The 14,735-nt window shown below is 68.8% G+C and carries 16 protein-coding genes; 3 read left to right on the forward strand and 13 right to left on the reverse strand.

Annotation, left to right across the window (positions count from 1 at the left end; translation table 11 throughout):
* Positions 1 to 25: 25 nt before the first annotated feature.
* The 5 genes from ACRSBM_RS36440 to ACRSBM_RS36460 are packed head-to-tail and all read right to left on the reverse strand — an operon-like array spanning position 26 to position 3,609.
* Positions 26 to 487, reverse strand: coding sequence for a hypothetical protein (locus ACRSBM_RS36440; RefSeq protein WP_434450830.1), 462 nt, complete (start codon positions 485 to 487; stop codon positions 26 to 28).
* Positions 481 to 1,710 carry a DUF58 domain-containing protein gene (locus tag ACRSBM_RS36445; protein ID WP_434450832.1) on the reverse strand — a complete coding sequence of 410 codons (1,230 nt, stop codon included), beginning with the start codon at positions 1,708 to 1,710 and terminating at the stop codon, positions 481 to 483. Before ACRSBM_RS36445 ends, ACRSBM_RS36440 begins: the two co-directional genes overlap by 7 nt.
* Positions 1,707 to 2,663 (reverse strand): AAA family ATPase, encoded by a 957-nt coding sequence (locus ACRSBM_RS36450; RefSeq protein ID WP_434450834.1) that lies wholly within the window; start codon positions 2,661 to 2,663, stop codon positions 1,707 to 1,709. Before ACRSBM_RS36450 ends, ACRSBM_RS36445 begins: the two co-directional genes overlap by 4 nt.
* Entirely contained in the window at positions 2,660 to 3,010 is a 351-nt protein-coding gene (locus tag ACRSBM_RS36455) for a hypothetical protein (RefSeq protein ID WP_434450836.1), read from the reverse strand. The genes ACRSBM_RS36450 and ACRSBM_RS36455 overlap by 4 nt, the downstream gene beginning before the upstream one ends.
* Complete coding sequence (locus tag ACRSBM_RS36460) at positions 3,007 to 3,609, reverse strand: DUF4129 domain-containing protein (RefSeq protein ID WP_434450838.1); 603 nt, start codon at positions 3,607 to 3,609, stop codon at positions 3,007 to 3,009. Before ACRSBM_RS36460 ends, ACRSBM_RS36455 begins: the two co-directional genes overlap by 4 nt.
* Positions 3,610 to 3,657: 48 nt before the next feature.
* Between ACRSBM_RS36460 and ACRSBM_RS36465 the strand changes: the two genes are divergently transcribed.
* Complete coding sequence (locus ACRSBM_RS36465) at positions 3,658 to 4,668, forward strand: toll/interleukin-1 receptor domain-containing protein (protein WP_434450839.1); 1,011 nt, start codon at positions 3,658 to 3,660, stop codon at positions 4,666 to 4,668.
* On the opposite strand, the gene ACRSBM_RS36470 is transcribed toward ACRSBM_RS36465, so the two are convergent.
* Both ACRSBM_RS36470 and ACRSBM_RS36475 read right to left on the reverse strand, forming a co-directional pair.
* Positions 4,669 to 5,142 (reverse strand): SMI1/KNR4 family protein, encoded by a 474-nt coding sequence (locus ACRSBM_RS36470; protein ID WP_434450841.1) that lies wholly within the window; start codon positions 5,140 to 5,142, stop codon positions 4,669 to 4,671. It abuts the gene before it with no gap.
* A gap of 79 nt (positions 5,143 to 5,221) precedes the next feature.
* Positions 5,222 to 5,800: a uracil-DNA glycosylase gene (locus ACRSBM_RS36475; protein WP_434450843.1), complete on the reverse strand. Its 579-nt coding sequence runs from the start codon at positions 5,798 to 5,800 to the stop codon at positions 5,222 to 5,224.
* Positions 5,801 to 5,887: 87 nt separating this feature from the next.
* Here ACRSBM_RS36475 and ACRSBM_RS36480 point away from each other — a divergent pair, with 87 nt between their 5' ends.
* Positions 5,888 to 7,345: a S10 family peptidase gene (locus ACRSBM_RS36480; RefSeq protein WP_434450845.1), complete on the forward strand. Its 1,458-nt coding sequence runs from the start codon at positions 5,888 to 5,890 to the stop codon at positions 7,343 to 7,345.
* Positions 7,342 to 7,770 carry a GNAT family N-acetyltransferase gene (locus ACRSBM_RS36485; RefSeq protein WP_434450847.1) on the forward strand — a complete coding sequence of 143 codons (429 nt, stop codon included), beginning with the start codon at positions 7,342 to 7,344 and terminating at the stop codon, positions 7,768 to 7,770. The genes ACRSBM_RS36480 and ACRSBM_RS36485 overlap by 4 nt, the downstream gene beginning before the upstream one ends.
* A 145-nt stretch (positions 7,771 to 7,915) precedes the next feature.
* Here ACRSBM_RS36485 and ACRSBM_RS36490 read toward each other — a convergent pair whose 3' ends face one another.
* From ACRSBM_RS36490 to ACRSBM_RS36515, 6 genes are all read right to left on the reverse strand, one after another.
* Entirely contained in the window at positions 7,916 to 8,911 is a 996-nt protein-coding gene (locus ACRSBM_RS36490; protein ID WP_434450849.1) for an ABC transporter ATP-binding protein, read from the reverse strand.
* Positions 8,904 to 9,890, reverse strand: coding sequence for an ABC transporter ATP-binding protein (locus tag ACRSBM_RS36495; protein ID WP_434450851.1), 987 nt, complete (start codon positions 9,888 to 9,890; stop codon positions 8,904 to 8,906). The genes ACRSBM_RS36490 and ACRSBM_RS36495 overlap by 8 nt, the downstream gene beginning before the upstream one ends.
* A gap of 9 nt (positions 9,891 to 9,899) precedes the next feature.
* The gene (locus ACRSBM_RS36500; RefSeq protein WP_434450853.1) at positions 9,900 to 10,874 is read right to left on the reverse strand and encodes an ABC transporter permease; all 975 of its coding nucleotides are present in this window, start codon (positions 10,872 to 10,874) and stop codon (positions 9,900 to 9,902) included.
* Complete coding sequence (locus tag ACRSBM_RS36505) at positions 10,867 to 11,796, reverse strand: ABC transporter permease (RefSeq protein WP_434450854.1); 930 nt, start codon at positions 11,794 to 11,796, stop codon at positions 10,867 to 10,869. The genes ACRSBM_RS36500 and ACRSBM_RS36505 overlap by 8 nt, the downstream gene beginning before the upstream one ends.
* 117 nt (positions 11,797 to 11,913) lie before the next feature.
* Positions 11,914 to 13,536, reverse strand: a complete 1,623-nt coding sequence (locus ACRSBM_RS36510; RefSeq protein ID WP_434450856.1) for a peptide ABC transporter substrate-binding protein — start codon at positions 13,534 to 13,536, stop codon at positions 11,914 to 11,916.
* Between the two features lie 178 nt (positions 13,537 to 13,714).
* Entirely contained in the window at positions 13,715 to 14,656 is a 942-nt protein-coding gene (locus ACRSBM_RS36515) for a Ppx/GppA phosphatase family protein (protein WP_434450858.1), read from the reverse strand.
* Positions 14,657 to 14,735: the final 79 nt, after the last annotated feature.

Below are 14,735 nucleotides of genomic sequence, written 5' to 3' on the forward strand. Positions count from 1 at the left end.
ACCAGTTCTTGCTGAGAGAGACGATTCAGATCCTCAGCGCGACGACCCCGATCACGACCGTCAGAGCCCCCAGTCCGAGCACTTCCACGAGGCCCATGTTCGCACCCGACGGAACCACCGCCGCGACGGCCGCGACAACGAATGTGATCGCTTGGACAATGGCGAACCGGCGCGCCGGTGTTTTCAGCGCGGCGGGGTCGATTCTCGTTTTCACCGGAACGACCGCGGCGAGCGCGGACGTCACGTGAATGAGGTGCAATGCCGGAATCATGATCAGCACACCGAGCCGCACCGGGTGCCCGTCGCCGAACGCCATCGCGAGCGCCGCGTAGCCGATCAACAGCGCCGCGCCCGCGCTCCCCGGCATCAGCACCGTGAGCGCCGTCAGCACCGCGACGATCAACGGTGGCGCGATCGACCCGGACTCCAGGTACAGCACCAGCGCCACGGGCACCGCGGCGAGCACGATCGCCAGTCGCATCAGCATTCGTGGCTCACCGCCACCCCGTGCCGCGTCATGCGCCTGAGCCGCAACCGGTGCTCCGCGGCGATCAGCTCGGCCGCGACCTCGCCCCACGGCGTCTCCCGGTCGGGGCGCAACGGCGACGGCAGGGTGTTGACCGCCAGCACGACGTGGCCGCGCTTGCGCGTCTGCACCGCCAGTTCGGCGATCTCGTCGTCGAGGAACGGCGACAGCAACACGACGACGCATCCGTGCGGCAGCTTGCGCAACGCCACGCGCGACGACCATCCGGCGGCCTGCACGCACACGACGAGCTGCGTGCGGATGCGCATCAGGTGCCGCCGCCCGACGCCGGAACGGACGTTGAGCTGCGGCCGGCTCAGGTCCATCAACGCCACCCGGTCGCCCTGCCGCAGGTAGCCCGCGGCCATCGACGCCGCCCGGCGCACCGCGCGGTCCAGGCTGCCGCCGGGACGCGTCGTGGCGCCGTAGTGGGGAGACGACCAGTCCGCCACGTCCGCACCGACGTCGCTGCGCGTGTCCAGGGCCAGCACGATCTCCGCGTCGGCCTCGGCGTGCCGCTCTCGGACGTGGACGATGCCGGTGCGGGTGGTGACGCGCCAGTCGATGCGCTTGAGCCTGTCCCCCGGCTGGAACGCCCTGATGTCGCGCAGTTCGGTGGAGTCGCCGGCGCGCGGCGAGCGGTGGATGCCGACCAGACCGGCGGGGCGCGGCGGCAGCGGGCCGGACGGGCGGTGCTCGACCGGCGGCAGGATCGTGCGGACGTGTTCGACGCCGACGATCGGGCCGTAGACGTGCATGCCGTCCGGTCCGGCGAAGAGGTGGTCGAGCCGCAGGTCGACGCCCGGCCCCCACGCGTCGCGCCTGATCTCCACCGGCAGGTCGGGCGACTGCGCCGGGACGGCACGAACGCCACCAGGCAGCCTGACCACCGCGATCTCCGCGTCCGCGCCGTCGACCCGCGCGACGGTGTGCACGACCCCGGCGCCCGCCCCACGCGGCACCGGACGGACGCTGACAGTGGGTGTCCCACGAGGTTTGTGCGTGAGCAGCACGGACAGGACGAGCGGCACGCCGAACAGCACCAGCTCGACCTGGTGCAGGAACATCCCGCCGACGACGAGCCCGACGCCCAGCCAGACCGCGCGCGGGTACGCGTCCGTGGGATGCCAGTGCGCGCCGTGCGACTGGGCGAACGCCTCCCTGATCCGGTCGGCTCTGCTCATGAGCTGGGCGGGCCCGGGACCTTGCCGAGCAGCTCGGTGACGACCTGCGTCCCGGTGACGCCGGACGTCCAGGTCTCGGGCCTCAGCACGAGCCGGTGCGCGAGCACGGCGACCGCGCACTCCTTGACGTCCTCCGGCGTCATGTAGCCGCGATCGTCCACAGTGGCCAGTGCGCGGGCCACGAGCACGAGGGCCTGCGCACCCCGTGGTGAGGCGCCGACTTCCACGGCCTGGTGCCGCCGCGTCGCCACGGCCAGATCGACGCAGTACCGCAGGAGATCGTCGTCCACTGTGGTCTGTTCGATCTCGGCCTGCAGCTCGGTGAGACGACCGGGAGCCAGCACCGGCGGTACCTCGGCCTCCTCCCGCTGCCGTGCGATCCGCCGGCGCAGGACCTCGACCTCCTCCTCCGCCGGCGGGTAGCCGATGTCGAGCCGCACCAGGAACCTGTCGAGCTGCGCCTCGGGCAACGGGTAGGTGCCCTCGTACTCGACGGGGTTCGAGGTGGCGAGCACGTGGAACGGCCTGGGCAACGCGAACGTGCGGCCCTCGACCGTCACCTGCCGCTCCTGCATGGCCTCCAGCAACGCCGACTGCGTCTTGGGCGGCGTGCGGTTGATCTCGTCGGCGAGCAGCAGCCCGGTGAACACGGGCCCCTGGTGGAACTCGAACTCGCGGCTGCCGGGGTCGTAGAGGAACGACCCGGTGACGTCCGCGGGCAGCAGGTCCGGCGTGCACTGCAGGCGGCGGAAGTCGAGGCTGAGCGCCTGCGCGAGCGACCGCGCGATCAGCGTCTTGCCGAGCCCCGGCACGTCCTCCAGCAGCACGTGCCCGCCCGCCAGCACGGCCGCGAGCGCGAGCCGCAGCGTGCGGGTGCGTCCGACGACGACCTCGCCGATCTCGTCGAGGACGGCTTTGGCGTCCCGGGACACGGATTCCGGGCTGATCGTCACTCGACCCTCCTGAGCCTCTCCGCGAGTTCTTCCGGACCGGGCAGCTCCGCCGCCTCGATCCCCAGTCGTGCGAGCCGGGCGCGGAACCGTTCCTGGTAGCGCCTGTCGTCCTGCGCCGCCTCCGCCAGCCTGCTCGCGAGCGTGCTGGCGTGGGCGGAGGAGATCGTGCCGGGCGGCGGCGGATCCGACGTCCAGACGATGTCGGTGGCCCGCGGCAACCTCGTGACCAGCACGCCGAACGCGGTCGGCGGCACCGCCAGCGCCGTCGCCCACAGCGGTGAGGCGCCGAGCCACCAGATCACGACGCCGATGACCACCCCGACGACCAGTGCCAGCGCGGTTCTCATGCGAGTTCCCGAACGATGCGGCTCAACTCTTCTTGCGCCAGCTCGGCTTGCGCGGCCGTCACGTCCTCGTGCCCGAAGCGCGCGCGTCGGTAGAGGTCCTTGAGCACGGTCGCGTCGACGCCGAGCTCCTCGGTGAACTCGGAGGGCGTCTGGTGCGGTGCGCGCGGCTCGGCGGCTTCGAGCGCGAGCCAGGCGGCGATCACGGCGTCGCGCGGCGGCCGGTTCGGGTGCTCGGTGAGCTCCCGCAACGCCTTCTCGACGCGCCCGGCGACCGTCCCGGGCTCCCCGATCTCGAAGTCCTCGACCTCCACGCCGCGCGCACCACGACGGCGGCGCCAGCGCGGTAGCTCGATCGCGAGGACGATGCCGACCAGTCCGAACAGGACGAGCCCGACGAGCAGCAGCAGGAACACCGTGAACGGCACGGCCACCACGTCCGGCAGGTCCTGCGGCAGCATCACGTCGAGCGACGGCACCCCGTCCTGCGGCGGCGGCCGGTCGTCCAGGCGGTTCACCAGCGTGATCGGCGACGTGCCACTGGCCGCGACGACGACGATCAGCAACGCCGCCACCGCCACTCCGGCCCGCCACCACTTCATGCGGGTCAGCCTCGCACGCGCCGGCCCCATCTTGGCTAACTTGCACGGGTGGCCTCGACGGACGTGTTCATCAACTACCGCGGGGTCGACGCGGACTTCGTTCCCGCCCTGCTCTTCGAACGGCTGTCCCGCGCCTTCGGAGCCCACCGGGTGTTCCTCGACGCCGAGTCGATCGCGCCCGGCGAGGACTACGTGCGACGGCTGCTCGAAGGCGTGCGGTCGTCGAAGGTGCTGCTCGCGGTCATCGGACCGCGTTGGTTCGCCACGGACCCGGCCGGACGGCGACTGATCGACGACCCCAACGACTGGATCCGGCGTGAGCTGGTGACGGCCTTCGAGTGCGGGGTCACCGTGATCCCGGTGTTCACCGAGGGCGCCACACCGCCGCGCCCCGACGAGCTGCCCGCCGACATCGCCCAGCTGGGCAGGCAGCACGGGCTGCCGCTGCGCCGCGTGCGGTCCGGTGACGACGTCGAGGCGATCGTCCGCGAGGTATCGGCGCATGTCCCGTCACGGCGCAAGCGCTTGGTCACCGTGGTGGCGGGGGTGGTGCTGATCGGCGCCGTGGCTGTGGTGCCGTCACTGCTGCGCGACGGGAACCCGGACTCGTCGCCCGGCCCCAGCACGACGTCCTCGACAACCTCGTCAGCGACGACCTCATCGGTCGTGGAGACGACCGCGCCCGTCGAGCCCGAGCTGTGGTACGAGGGCAGGCTGACGCTCGACGGCGAGGCGTTCCAGACGGGCTACACGCTCGACACGTCCCCACCCCTGCGCCAGCCGTTGGGCGACATCGGGCTGGTGTGCCAGCTCGGTTGTTCCCAGAACGAGATCGCGGGCACCGGGTTCGCCGCGTGGACCGGTGAGGGCCTTCCATCACGCCGGCAGTGCGTCGACCTGCTGAACCGCAACCCAGGTCAGCGGCGTCTGAGTGTGAAGAGCGGTACCAGGGCGTGCGTCGGCACCGCCGACGGACGCGTCGGGCACCTGGAGGTGGCCGAGATCAGCGGGCCGGGGCGGATGAAGATCGACGTCAAGGTCTGGGACAAGCCGCGCTAGCTACTCGAAGACCTCGTCGGACACCAGACCGTCGAGGAACGTCCGGAAGTCGGGCGCCAGCGCGAGCTCCGCCTCCTCGTCGGCGTCGAGCCACACCACGGACGGCTCACCGTCCGGGCCGCACTCCCGGTAGTCCAGGGCGACCCACGTGTGACCGTCCCCGGTCAGCAGGACGACGGGCGACGGCAACCTCCACTCCTCGACCAGGTAAGGCGTGTCGAGCAACGACAACGTGCCTTCCGCTGACCCGATGCCCATCACCCCGTCGAACGGGACGTGGTCCGGCGCCCAGGAGGTCGCCCTGCTCGTCGGGAACGCGGACCGTTCGGCCACCGCGGTGCCGCCGTTCTGCGCGCGTAGCAGCTCGAGCAGTGCCTCGGGCAGGCGCACGCCCAAGATCTCCTCGGCGCTGCGGACCGCCTCGTCGCTGAGCGGCGGTTGCACGCCGTAGGTGCCCGTGCTCCAGAACTCCACGCGGCGGATCCTATGCACCTCGGTGAAGGCTGTGTGGAACACGCGACTATGTGGAACGCCTCCAAGGCGACTGCCGACGTCACACGTCCGGTCGAACCGCCTTGGCCCGTTTCAGCACGTCCTGCAGCATCTCCTGCGTCAGCCTGCCGGTGTAGGTGTTGTGCGGCGACACGTGGTAGCACCCGAACACCCGCAACCCACCCGCCTCGACCTCCACCCCGTGCCCGAACTTGGGCGGCCGGTCAAGCCCCACCAAAGGCAGGAACGCCTTCCACCCGAACCCGCCGAGCACGATCACGGACCGCAGGTTCGGCATCAGCCCGATCTCCTCGCGCAGGAAGTGCGAGCACCGGTCCCGTTCCTCGGGCGTCGGCTTGTTCTCCGGCGGCGCGCACCGCACCGGCGAGGCCATCCGCACGCCGTACAGCTCCATCCCGTCGTCCCGGGCCCACGCCTCGGGCTGGGAAGCCAGCCCCACCTCGTACAGCGCCCGGTACAGGAAGTCACCCGAGGGGTCGCCGGTGAACATCCGCCCGGTCCGGTTGCCCCCGTGCGCGGCCGGTGCGAGGCCCACGATCAGCAGCGAGGCGTCCAGCGGACCGAAGCCAGGGACCGGTTTGCCCCAGTAGTCCCAGTCCATGAACGCCGCGCGCTTCACGGCGGCGACCGACTCGCGCCACGCGACCAGGCGCGGGCACGCTCGGCAGGCCGTTATCCGCTCGTCGAGTTCCGTAATGTTGCTCCCATGTCCGAGGAGAAGACCGAAGAGAAGCCCGAGTCTCCCGCTGATGATCTGGTCACCACCCAGCACAGCATCACCGTCAAGGGCCGCGAGCTGAACTACACCGCCACCACCGGGCGTGTCGTCCTCAAGGAGGAGGTCACGAAGGACGGCGTGTTCGAGGGCCACAAGCCCAAGGCCGAGGTGTTCCTGACCGCGTACACCCTCGACGGGGCCGACCCGCTCAAGAGGCCGGTGACGTTCGCCTTCAACGGTGGCCCCGGATCCGCGAGCGTGTGGCTGCACATGGGGCTCCTCGGGCCGCGCCGGGTGCTCAGCGGTGACGTCGGCAACCTGACCGCGCCGCCGTACGGGATCGCGGACAACGAGGAGAGCCTGCTCGCCGAGAGCGACCTCGTGTTCATCGACCCGGTGTCGACGGGGTTCTCGCGGGCGGCGCGGGGTGAGAAGGCCGACAGCTTCCACGGCTACCAGCCCGACATCGACTCCATAGCCGAGATCATCCGCCTCTGGACCTCGCGCAACGGCCGGTGGATGTCGCCGAAGTTCCTCTGCGGCGAGTCGTACGGGACGCTGCGCGCGGCCGGTCTCGCCGAGCAGCTGCAGAAGAAGCACGGCATGTACCTCAACGGGCTCATGCTGATCTCCTCGGTGCTCGACTTCGCGACGCTCGAGTTCAACGAGGGCCACGACCTCGCCTACACGCTCTTCCTGCCCACGTACGCGGCCATCGCGCACTACCACGGGCTGCACGGCGACCGTCCGCTCGAGGAGGTGCTCGCCGAGGCCGAGGAGTTCGCGGTCCGCGACTACCCCTACGCCCTCGCGCGCGGCAACAGGCTGAGCGACGTCGAGCGTGCCGCCACGATCGAGAAGCTCGCCAGGCTCACGGGGCTGTCCGAGGAGTACGTGGACGCCGTCGACCTGCGCATCGAGCACATCCGGTTCTTCACCGAACTGCTGCGCCGCGACCGCAAGACCGTCGGTCGCATCGACGCCCGCTTCACCGGCTGGGACACGGACTACGGTCGCGAGGGCATCTCCGCGGACCCGTCCATCGACGCGATCCTCGGCCCGTACTCGGCCACGCTGAACCACTACCTGCACGCCGAGCTCGGTTACTCGAGCGACCTGCCGTACGAGGTCCTCTCGCGGGTCATCGAGCAGTGGTCGTACAAGGAGTTCGAGGGCCGGCACGTCACCACGGCGGGCAAGCTCTCGGCGGCGATGCGGGCGAACCCGCACCTCAAGGTGCACGTGGCGTTCGGCTGGTACGACGGTGCCACGCCGTACTTCGCGGCCGAGCACCTCATCGCGCACCTGCAGATCCCGAAGGAGCTCACGGCGAACATCGAGTCGGCCTACTACCCCGCCGGCCACATGATGTACGTCCACGAGCCCAGCAGGATCCAGCAGTCCGAGGATCTCGCGAACTTCGTGCGGAACTCGTCCAACACGTGATCCTCGACCTGAACGACGACACCGTCCTGCACGAGCTGTGGACGGTGCAGCGGCTGGCTTATGCCGTCGAGGCCGAGCTGATCGGCTTCGACGGCATCCCGCCGTTGCACGAGTCGCTCGACGAGCTCCGGGCGTGCGGTGAGACCTTCCTCGGCCTGTACGACGAGGAAGGGCTCGTGGGCGCGGTGTCGTACGTGCTCGACGGGTCCACTGTGGACATCCATCGGCTGGTCGTGCACCCGCGGGCGCACCGCCGCGGCATCGCGTCGAAGCTCCTCGACGCGCTGCCGGACGGGCCGCAGGTCGTCAGCACCGGCACGAAGAACGAGCCGGCGTTGCGGCTGTACCGCAAGCGGGGCTTCGTGGAGACCGGCACGCACGAGGTCGGTCCCGGCGTGTCGATCACGGATCTCGCCAGGCAGTGATCTCTTTCTCAACGGGAGTCCAGCTCCGGCAAGTCGGGCATCGCCGAGGCGCAAGGAGTTCCTGGGCCGGCCAACAGGAAAGCGGGCCTTCGACGAGCTGAGGGGCCGCGCCCGCGGGCACGACCCCTCAGCAACGTAGAACCGGTCAGACGACCGAGCGCTCCTCGGCGAAGTGGCACGCCGAGGGGTGGCCCCCGTTGCGCGGCACCAGCTCCGGGACCTCGGTCGCGCAGATGTCCTGCGCCTTCCAGCACCGCGTGCGGAACCGGCAGCCCGACGGCGGGTCGATCGGCGACGGCACGTCACCCGTCAGGCGGATGACGTCGCGCCGGCCGCGCTGGGTCGGGTCCGGCACCGGCACGGCGGAGAGCAGTGCCTGCGTGTACGGGTGCATCGGGCGCTCGTAGATGTCGTCCTCGGTGCCGATCTCCACGATCTTGCCGAGGTACATCACCGCGACGCGGTCCGACAGGTGGCGGACCACCGACAGGTCGTGCGCGATGAACACGTACGACAGGCCCATCTCGGTCTGCAGGTCGCCCAGCAGGTTCATGACCTGCGCCTGGATCGACACGTCCAGAGCGGACACCGGCTCGTCGCACACGATCACCTTGGGCTTCAACGCGAGCGCGCGGGCGATGCCGATGCGCTGGCGCTGACCGCCGGAGAACTGGTGCGGGTACCGGTTGATGTGCTCCGGGTTGAGGCCGACGATCTCCAGCAGCTCCTGGACCTTGCGCCGCCGGTCGCCCTTGGGCGCCACCTCGGTGTGGATCTCGTAGGGCTCACCCACGATGTCGCCGACCGTCATGCGCGGGTTCAGCGACGTGTACGGGTCCTGCAGCACGATCTGGATGTCGCGGCGCAGCTTGCGCAGCTCCGCGCCCTTCATGCCGAAGATGTCGCGGCCCTCGAACCTGGCCACGCCCGCGGTCGGCGGCTCCAGGCGCATCAGCACCTGGGCCAGCGTGGACTTGCCGCAGCCGGACTCGCCCACGACGCCCAGGGTCTCGCCCTTGTTCAACGTGAACGAGACGCCGTCGACGGCCTTGACGTGGCCCACGGTGCGCTTGAACAGCACGCCGACGCGGACCGGGAAGTGCTTGACGAGGTTCTCGACCTCGAGGATCGGCTCAGCCACGAGCGACGACCTCCTCCGCGATGTGGCACCGGCTGGTGCGGCCCATGCCGAGGTTGTGCACGGCCGGGACCTCGGTGACGCACCGGTCGAACACGCGCGGGCAGCGCGGGTTGAACGGGCAGCCGGGCGGGATGTTGGTCAGCGACGGCGGCAGACCCTTGATCGTCTTGAGCTCCTGGCCACGCAGGTCGACGCGGGGCAGGGACTCGAGCAGCGACTCGGTGTACGGGTGGCCCGGCGCGCGGAACAGCTCGTACACGTCGGCGTGCTCGACGATGCGGCCCGCGTACATGACCGAGATCCGGTCCGCGACGTCGGCGACGACGCCGAGGTCGTGGGTGATCAGGATCATGCCCATGTCGCGTTCCTTCTGGATCTCCGCGAGCAGGTCCATGATCTGGGCCTGCACGGTGACGTCCAGCGCGGTGGTGGGCTCGTCCGCGATCAGCAGCTCCGGGTCGAGCGCCAGCGACATCGCGATCATCGCGCGCTGCCGCATACCGCCGGAGAACTGGTGCGGGTAGTCGGAGACCCGTCCCTTGGCGTTCGGGATCTTGACCTGGTCGAGCAGCTCCACGGCACGCTTGCGGGCGTCCGCCTTGGACATCCCGCGGCGGACGCGCAGCTGCTCCTCGATCTGGAACCCGACCGTGAAGACGGGGTTCAGCGCGGACAGGGCGTCCTGGAAGATCATGGCGATGCCCTCGCCGCGGACCTGGCGGCGCTCTTCGGCCGACTGGGTCAGCAGGTCCTCACCGCGGAACTTGATGGAGCCCTTGGTGATGAACGCGGGCGGCATGTCCAGGATGCCCATGATCGTCTGCGCGGTCACGGACTTGCCGGAACCGGATTCACCCAGCACCGCAAGGGTTTCGCCCGCCGAGACGTGGTACGAAACGCCGTTGAGCACCTTCGCGACACCGTCGCGGGTGCGGAATTCCACGTGGAGATCCTCGACCTCCAGCAATGGCTGAGTCACAGGATTCCCCTATCGGGACTTGGGATCGAGGGCGTCGCGCACGGCGTCGCCCAGCATGACGAAGGCCAGCACGGTGATCGTGACGAAGCCCGCGGGGAACAGCAGCATGTGCGGTGCCGCCTGGAAGTAGTCGCGCGACTCCGAGATCATCACGCCCCACGACACGACCGGCGGACGCAGGCCGATGCCGAGGAACGCGAGCGTCGCCTCGGCGCCGATGAAGGCACCCAGCGCGATCGTCGCGTACACCAGCACGGGCGCCACGGTGTTCGGCAGCAGGTGCCGGAACACGATCCGCAGCGGAGAGGCACCGAGGCCACGCGCGGCACGCACGTAGTCCTGCTGCTTCGCCACGAGAGTCGCCGACCGCATGATGCGCATCGCCACCGGCCACGACAGCACCGCGATCGAGAGCACCACCTGCGTGATGATCTGGACGGCACCGGGGCTCTCGGTCGGCGCGTTGAGCGTCGTGAGGATGACGATCGCACCGAGCACGAACGGGATGCCGGCGAAGATGTCGCCGAACCGCGACAGCAGGCTGTCGATCCACGTCTTGGCGTAGCCGGCGAAGATGCCGATGGCCGATCCGATGAGGACGGTCAGCAGCGTCGCGAACACGCCGACGAGCAACGACGCGCGGGCGCCGTGCATCGCGCGGGCGTAGACGTCGTAGCCCTGCAGGTCGTAGCCGAACCACGCGTCACCGGAGGGTGCCTGCAGCGACTTGTTGAGGTCCGCGGCGCGCGGGTCGACCGACGTGAACAGCGTCGGCCAGATCGCCATCAGGACGATGATCGCGATGATCACCAGCGAGATGATGAACGTGGGCTTGCGCCGCAGCTCGCCCCACGCGTCGCTCCAGAGCGAGCGGGGCTTGCGCTGCTTCTGCGACGAGTCGTCGAGGTGGCTGGCCTGATCGACGCCGGCCGCCGCGGACGCCTCGAGTCCGGCTCCACCGGACACGGATCCTGGGTCACTCATAGCGAATCCTCGGGTCGAGAACGGCGTACAGGAGGTCGACGAGCAGGCTCATCAGCAGGTACACCAGCACCAGCAGGGTCACGATGCCCGTGACCATCACGCCTTCCTTCTCCTGGATGCCGCGGAAGATCAGGCCGCCGATGCCGTTGATGTTGAAGACGCCCTCGGTGACGATCGCGCCACCGAGGAGGCTGCCGAGGTCGGTGCCGAGGAACGTGATCACCGGGATCAGCGAGTTGCGCAGCAGGTGGACGCCGACGACGCGGGTCTGCGGCTGGCCCTTCGCGATGGCCGTGCGCACGTAGTCGGCGCGCCGGTTCTCGGCGATGCTGCCGCGGGTCAACCGGGCCACGTACGCCATCGAGAGGCTGCCGAGCACGAAACCGGGCAGGAGCAGCTCGCCGAACGACGGATCGGAGCTGACCGAGGTGTCCATCAGGTCGAAGCCCTGCGGGCCGAGGTAGAGCCGCAGCACGAAACCGGTGACGAAGACCGGCAGCGAGATCAGGAACAGGGTCGAGATCAGGACCAGGTTGTCCAGGAAGCCCGACTTGCGCAGACCGGTGAGGACGCCGGCGATGATGCCGATGATGGCCTCGATGATCAGCGCGATGATGCCCATCTTGAGCGTGATCGGCCACGAGGTGGCGATCTGCTCACCGACGGAGACGCCGTTGAAGGTGGTGCCGAAGTCACCGACGAGCAGGTTGCCCAGGTACTTGAAGTACTGGATCACCAACGGGTCGTTGAGGTTGAGCTTCTCGCTCATCTCGGCGATGTAGGCCGGATCGCACGGCCGCTGGCCGCACTTGCCCGCGAAGGGGTCCTGCGGGATCGCCCAGACGAGGGCGTAGATCAGGAAGGTGGTCCCCAGGAAGACCGGTATCAGCTGCAGCAGACGGCGCAGCACATAGCGACCCATGAGGTCGGCTCCTTGCGTGGTGGGGGCGCCCAGGTCCTGAACACCGCTCCGGCCCCGCGCCCGTAACGTTCGACGGACGCGGGGCCGGACGGATCACTCAGAACTCAGGTGCGGCAATCAGGCCTTGACGCGGAACGACTCCAGAACGCCCTGACGCTTGAACGACATCTTGGCGTCGAGCAGGTTCTTCGAGCGGCCGCCGATGCCCTTCTCGTTCCAGGTCGGCATGGAGGGCAGGTCCCGGGCGATGATGTCCTCCGCCTGCTGGTACAGCTTGATCGCCTCGTCCTCGTTGGCCGTCTCGTCCGCCTTCTTCAGCAGCGCGTCGACCTCGGGGTTCGAGTAGTTCGAGTCGTTGGACGACCCACCCGTGCGGTACAGCGGGTTGAGGAAGTTCTCGATCGACGGGTAGTCGGCCGACCAGTCCGAACGGCTCATGCCGGTCAGCTGCTTGCCGTCGACGATCTGGCGGAACGCACCGAAGTTGGTGGCACCGACGAACTCGCACTCCACGCCCAGCGCCTGCTTGATGCTGTTGCACGCGGCCTCGAGCGGCTCCTTGCGGCCACCGTCCTGGTTGGACTGGATGGTCAGCTTGCCGGTGAAGCCCGACTCCTGGAACAGCTGCTTGGCCTTCTCCGGGTTGTACTTGCAGTACTCGCCGCAGGTGTCGGGGCGGTAGCCCTTGATGCCGGGCGAGACGAAGCTGGTGGACGGCACGTACGAGCCGGCCAGCACGGTCTTCGTGATCTGCTCCCGGTTGATGGCCATCGAGACGGCCTGGCGCAGCTTCAGGTTCTGCAGCGCCGGGATGTACTGCGGGAACGCGATAGCGCTCTGCCCAAGCAGGTTCGCGGTCACGACCGCGTCACCGAGGTCCGCCTTGTACTTCTCGCCGACCTTGGCCGACGGCGGCAGGGCCTCCATGAAGTCCAGCTTGCCGGCGACCAGGTCCTGGTACGCGGTCTCCTGGCTGGAGTAGATCTTGTAGTCCAAGGTCTTGAAGTGGACCTTGTCCTCGCCCTTGTACTCGTCGAAGCGCTCCATCTTGATCAGCGCGTTCGGCGTGCGGGAGACGAACTTGACCGGGCCGTTGCCGATCGGCTTGGCCTCGGCGGCCTTCGGGTCCGCGAAGAACGAGTCCGCCATCGGCGCGAACGGCGTGTAGCCGATCATCGTGGTGAACACCGAGGTCGGGCCGTTGAGGGTGACCTTGAACTCGTAGTCGCCCACGAGCTCGAGACCGGACATCTTGTCCGTGGCCGGCTTGGCGTTCTCGTCCGCCGGGTGCACGTCGGAGAAGCCCGCGATCGGGGCGAAGAACGACGCTGCCTGCTGCGCGTTCGGCGCGTACGCGGCCCAGTTCCAGGCGTCGACGAAGTTCTTCGCCTTGACCTCGGTGCCGTCGTGGAACTTCCAGCCCTGCTTGATCTTGATGTTGTAGACCTTGGCGTCACTCGAGGTGATCGACTCGGCCATCAAGTTGTAGGGCGCGCCGTCTTCAGCCTTGTAACCGACCAGACGCGAGAACAGGGCGTCGGTGACCTTGCCACCGCCCGCCTCGGTCGTGTTGGCCGGGAACAGCGTGCTCTTGGGCTCGGTGCCGTAGATGGACACCGTGCCGTCCGGGTTCTCCTTGCCACCGGCAGCGGTGTCACCACCGCCACCACCGCCGCATGCGCTGAGCGTCATGGCGAGCGCGGCTGGCAAAGCCACCCACGCAACCCGTGATCGCGACATCAGTCTCTCCCGCCTTTCCCCGGCGCCGCTCCGCAGATATTGCGTGCGCGCGCCTCCCCGGGAGGTCTCGTCCACCTCCCAAAACGTGAGAGGACGTTAACCGGGGCGTCCAGCAGTACGCGCACTGAAAGCGGTCACAAACTCGTCACGATCACCTCAAGTAGACCTTAATTCGGGCCTAGACCAGCGAAAACGCGATGCCGTCGAGGATGTCGTGCTCACTGCACACGAGCGTGCGAATACCCGCGCGATTCTCCAGCTCGTCGGCAATCGCGCGCAGAACCACAGCTCCACCGCAGATCACGTCCACCCGACCGGGATGCATCGGCCCGAGCGAGGCACGCTCATCATGCGTCATGGAGAGGATACGGTCGGTGATTTCACGAACATTGTCAAGTGTGATCCTGCTGAGGTGAATATCGTCGCTGTTGTACACCTCCAGGCCTTGGACCAGGGCTGACAATGTCGTAACGGTGCCGGCGACACCGATCCACGTCTTCGTCTTCTCCACCGGCACGATCTCGAATGCCTCTTTGATCGCCGCGCGCGCAAACGCTTCCGCCTGCTCGATCTCGGCGGGGGACGGCGGGTCGGAGGAGATGAACCGCTCCGTCAGCCGCACGCAGCCGATGTCCATCGACCTCGCGGCCTCCACCTCCGTGCCGCCGCCGAGGACGAACTCGGTGCTGCCACCACCCAGATCGGTGACGAGGAAGGGGCCCTCCTCCGGGTCGAGATCGGCCACCGCGCCGAGGTAGGAGAGCCGCGCCTCCTCGTCGCCGGTGATCACCTCCGCGGGCGCGCCGAGGATCTGCTCGGTCATGCCGAAGAACTCGTCGCGGTTGCTCGCGTCCCGAGTCGCACTCGTCGCCACCATCCGCGCGGTCTCGACACCCTTGCGTCGCATCGTGCGCGCGTAGTCGAGGAGGGCCTGCCTCGTGCGCTCGATCGCGTCGGGATGCAACCGCCCGGTCGCGTCCACGCCCTGCCCGAGCCGGACGATCTTCATCTCACGATGCACGTCCCGCAACCACGCGGTGCCGTCCTCGCGCTTCGTCACGTCCGCGATCAGCAGACGGATCGAGTTGGTTCCGCAGTCGATGGCCGCGACCCGCGCCATGGGCACTCCTCAGTGGTTCTTTCAGTGGTCTCCGACAAGCATCGCGTACGCGAAACCGCCGGCCCACCTCGCCAGGCTC

It is taken from the genome of Lentzea xerophila (assembly GCF_051094245.1).
Classification (GTDB): Bacteria; Actinomycetota; Actinomycetes; order Mycobacteriales; family Pseudonocardiaceae; genus Lentzea; species Lentzea xerophila.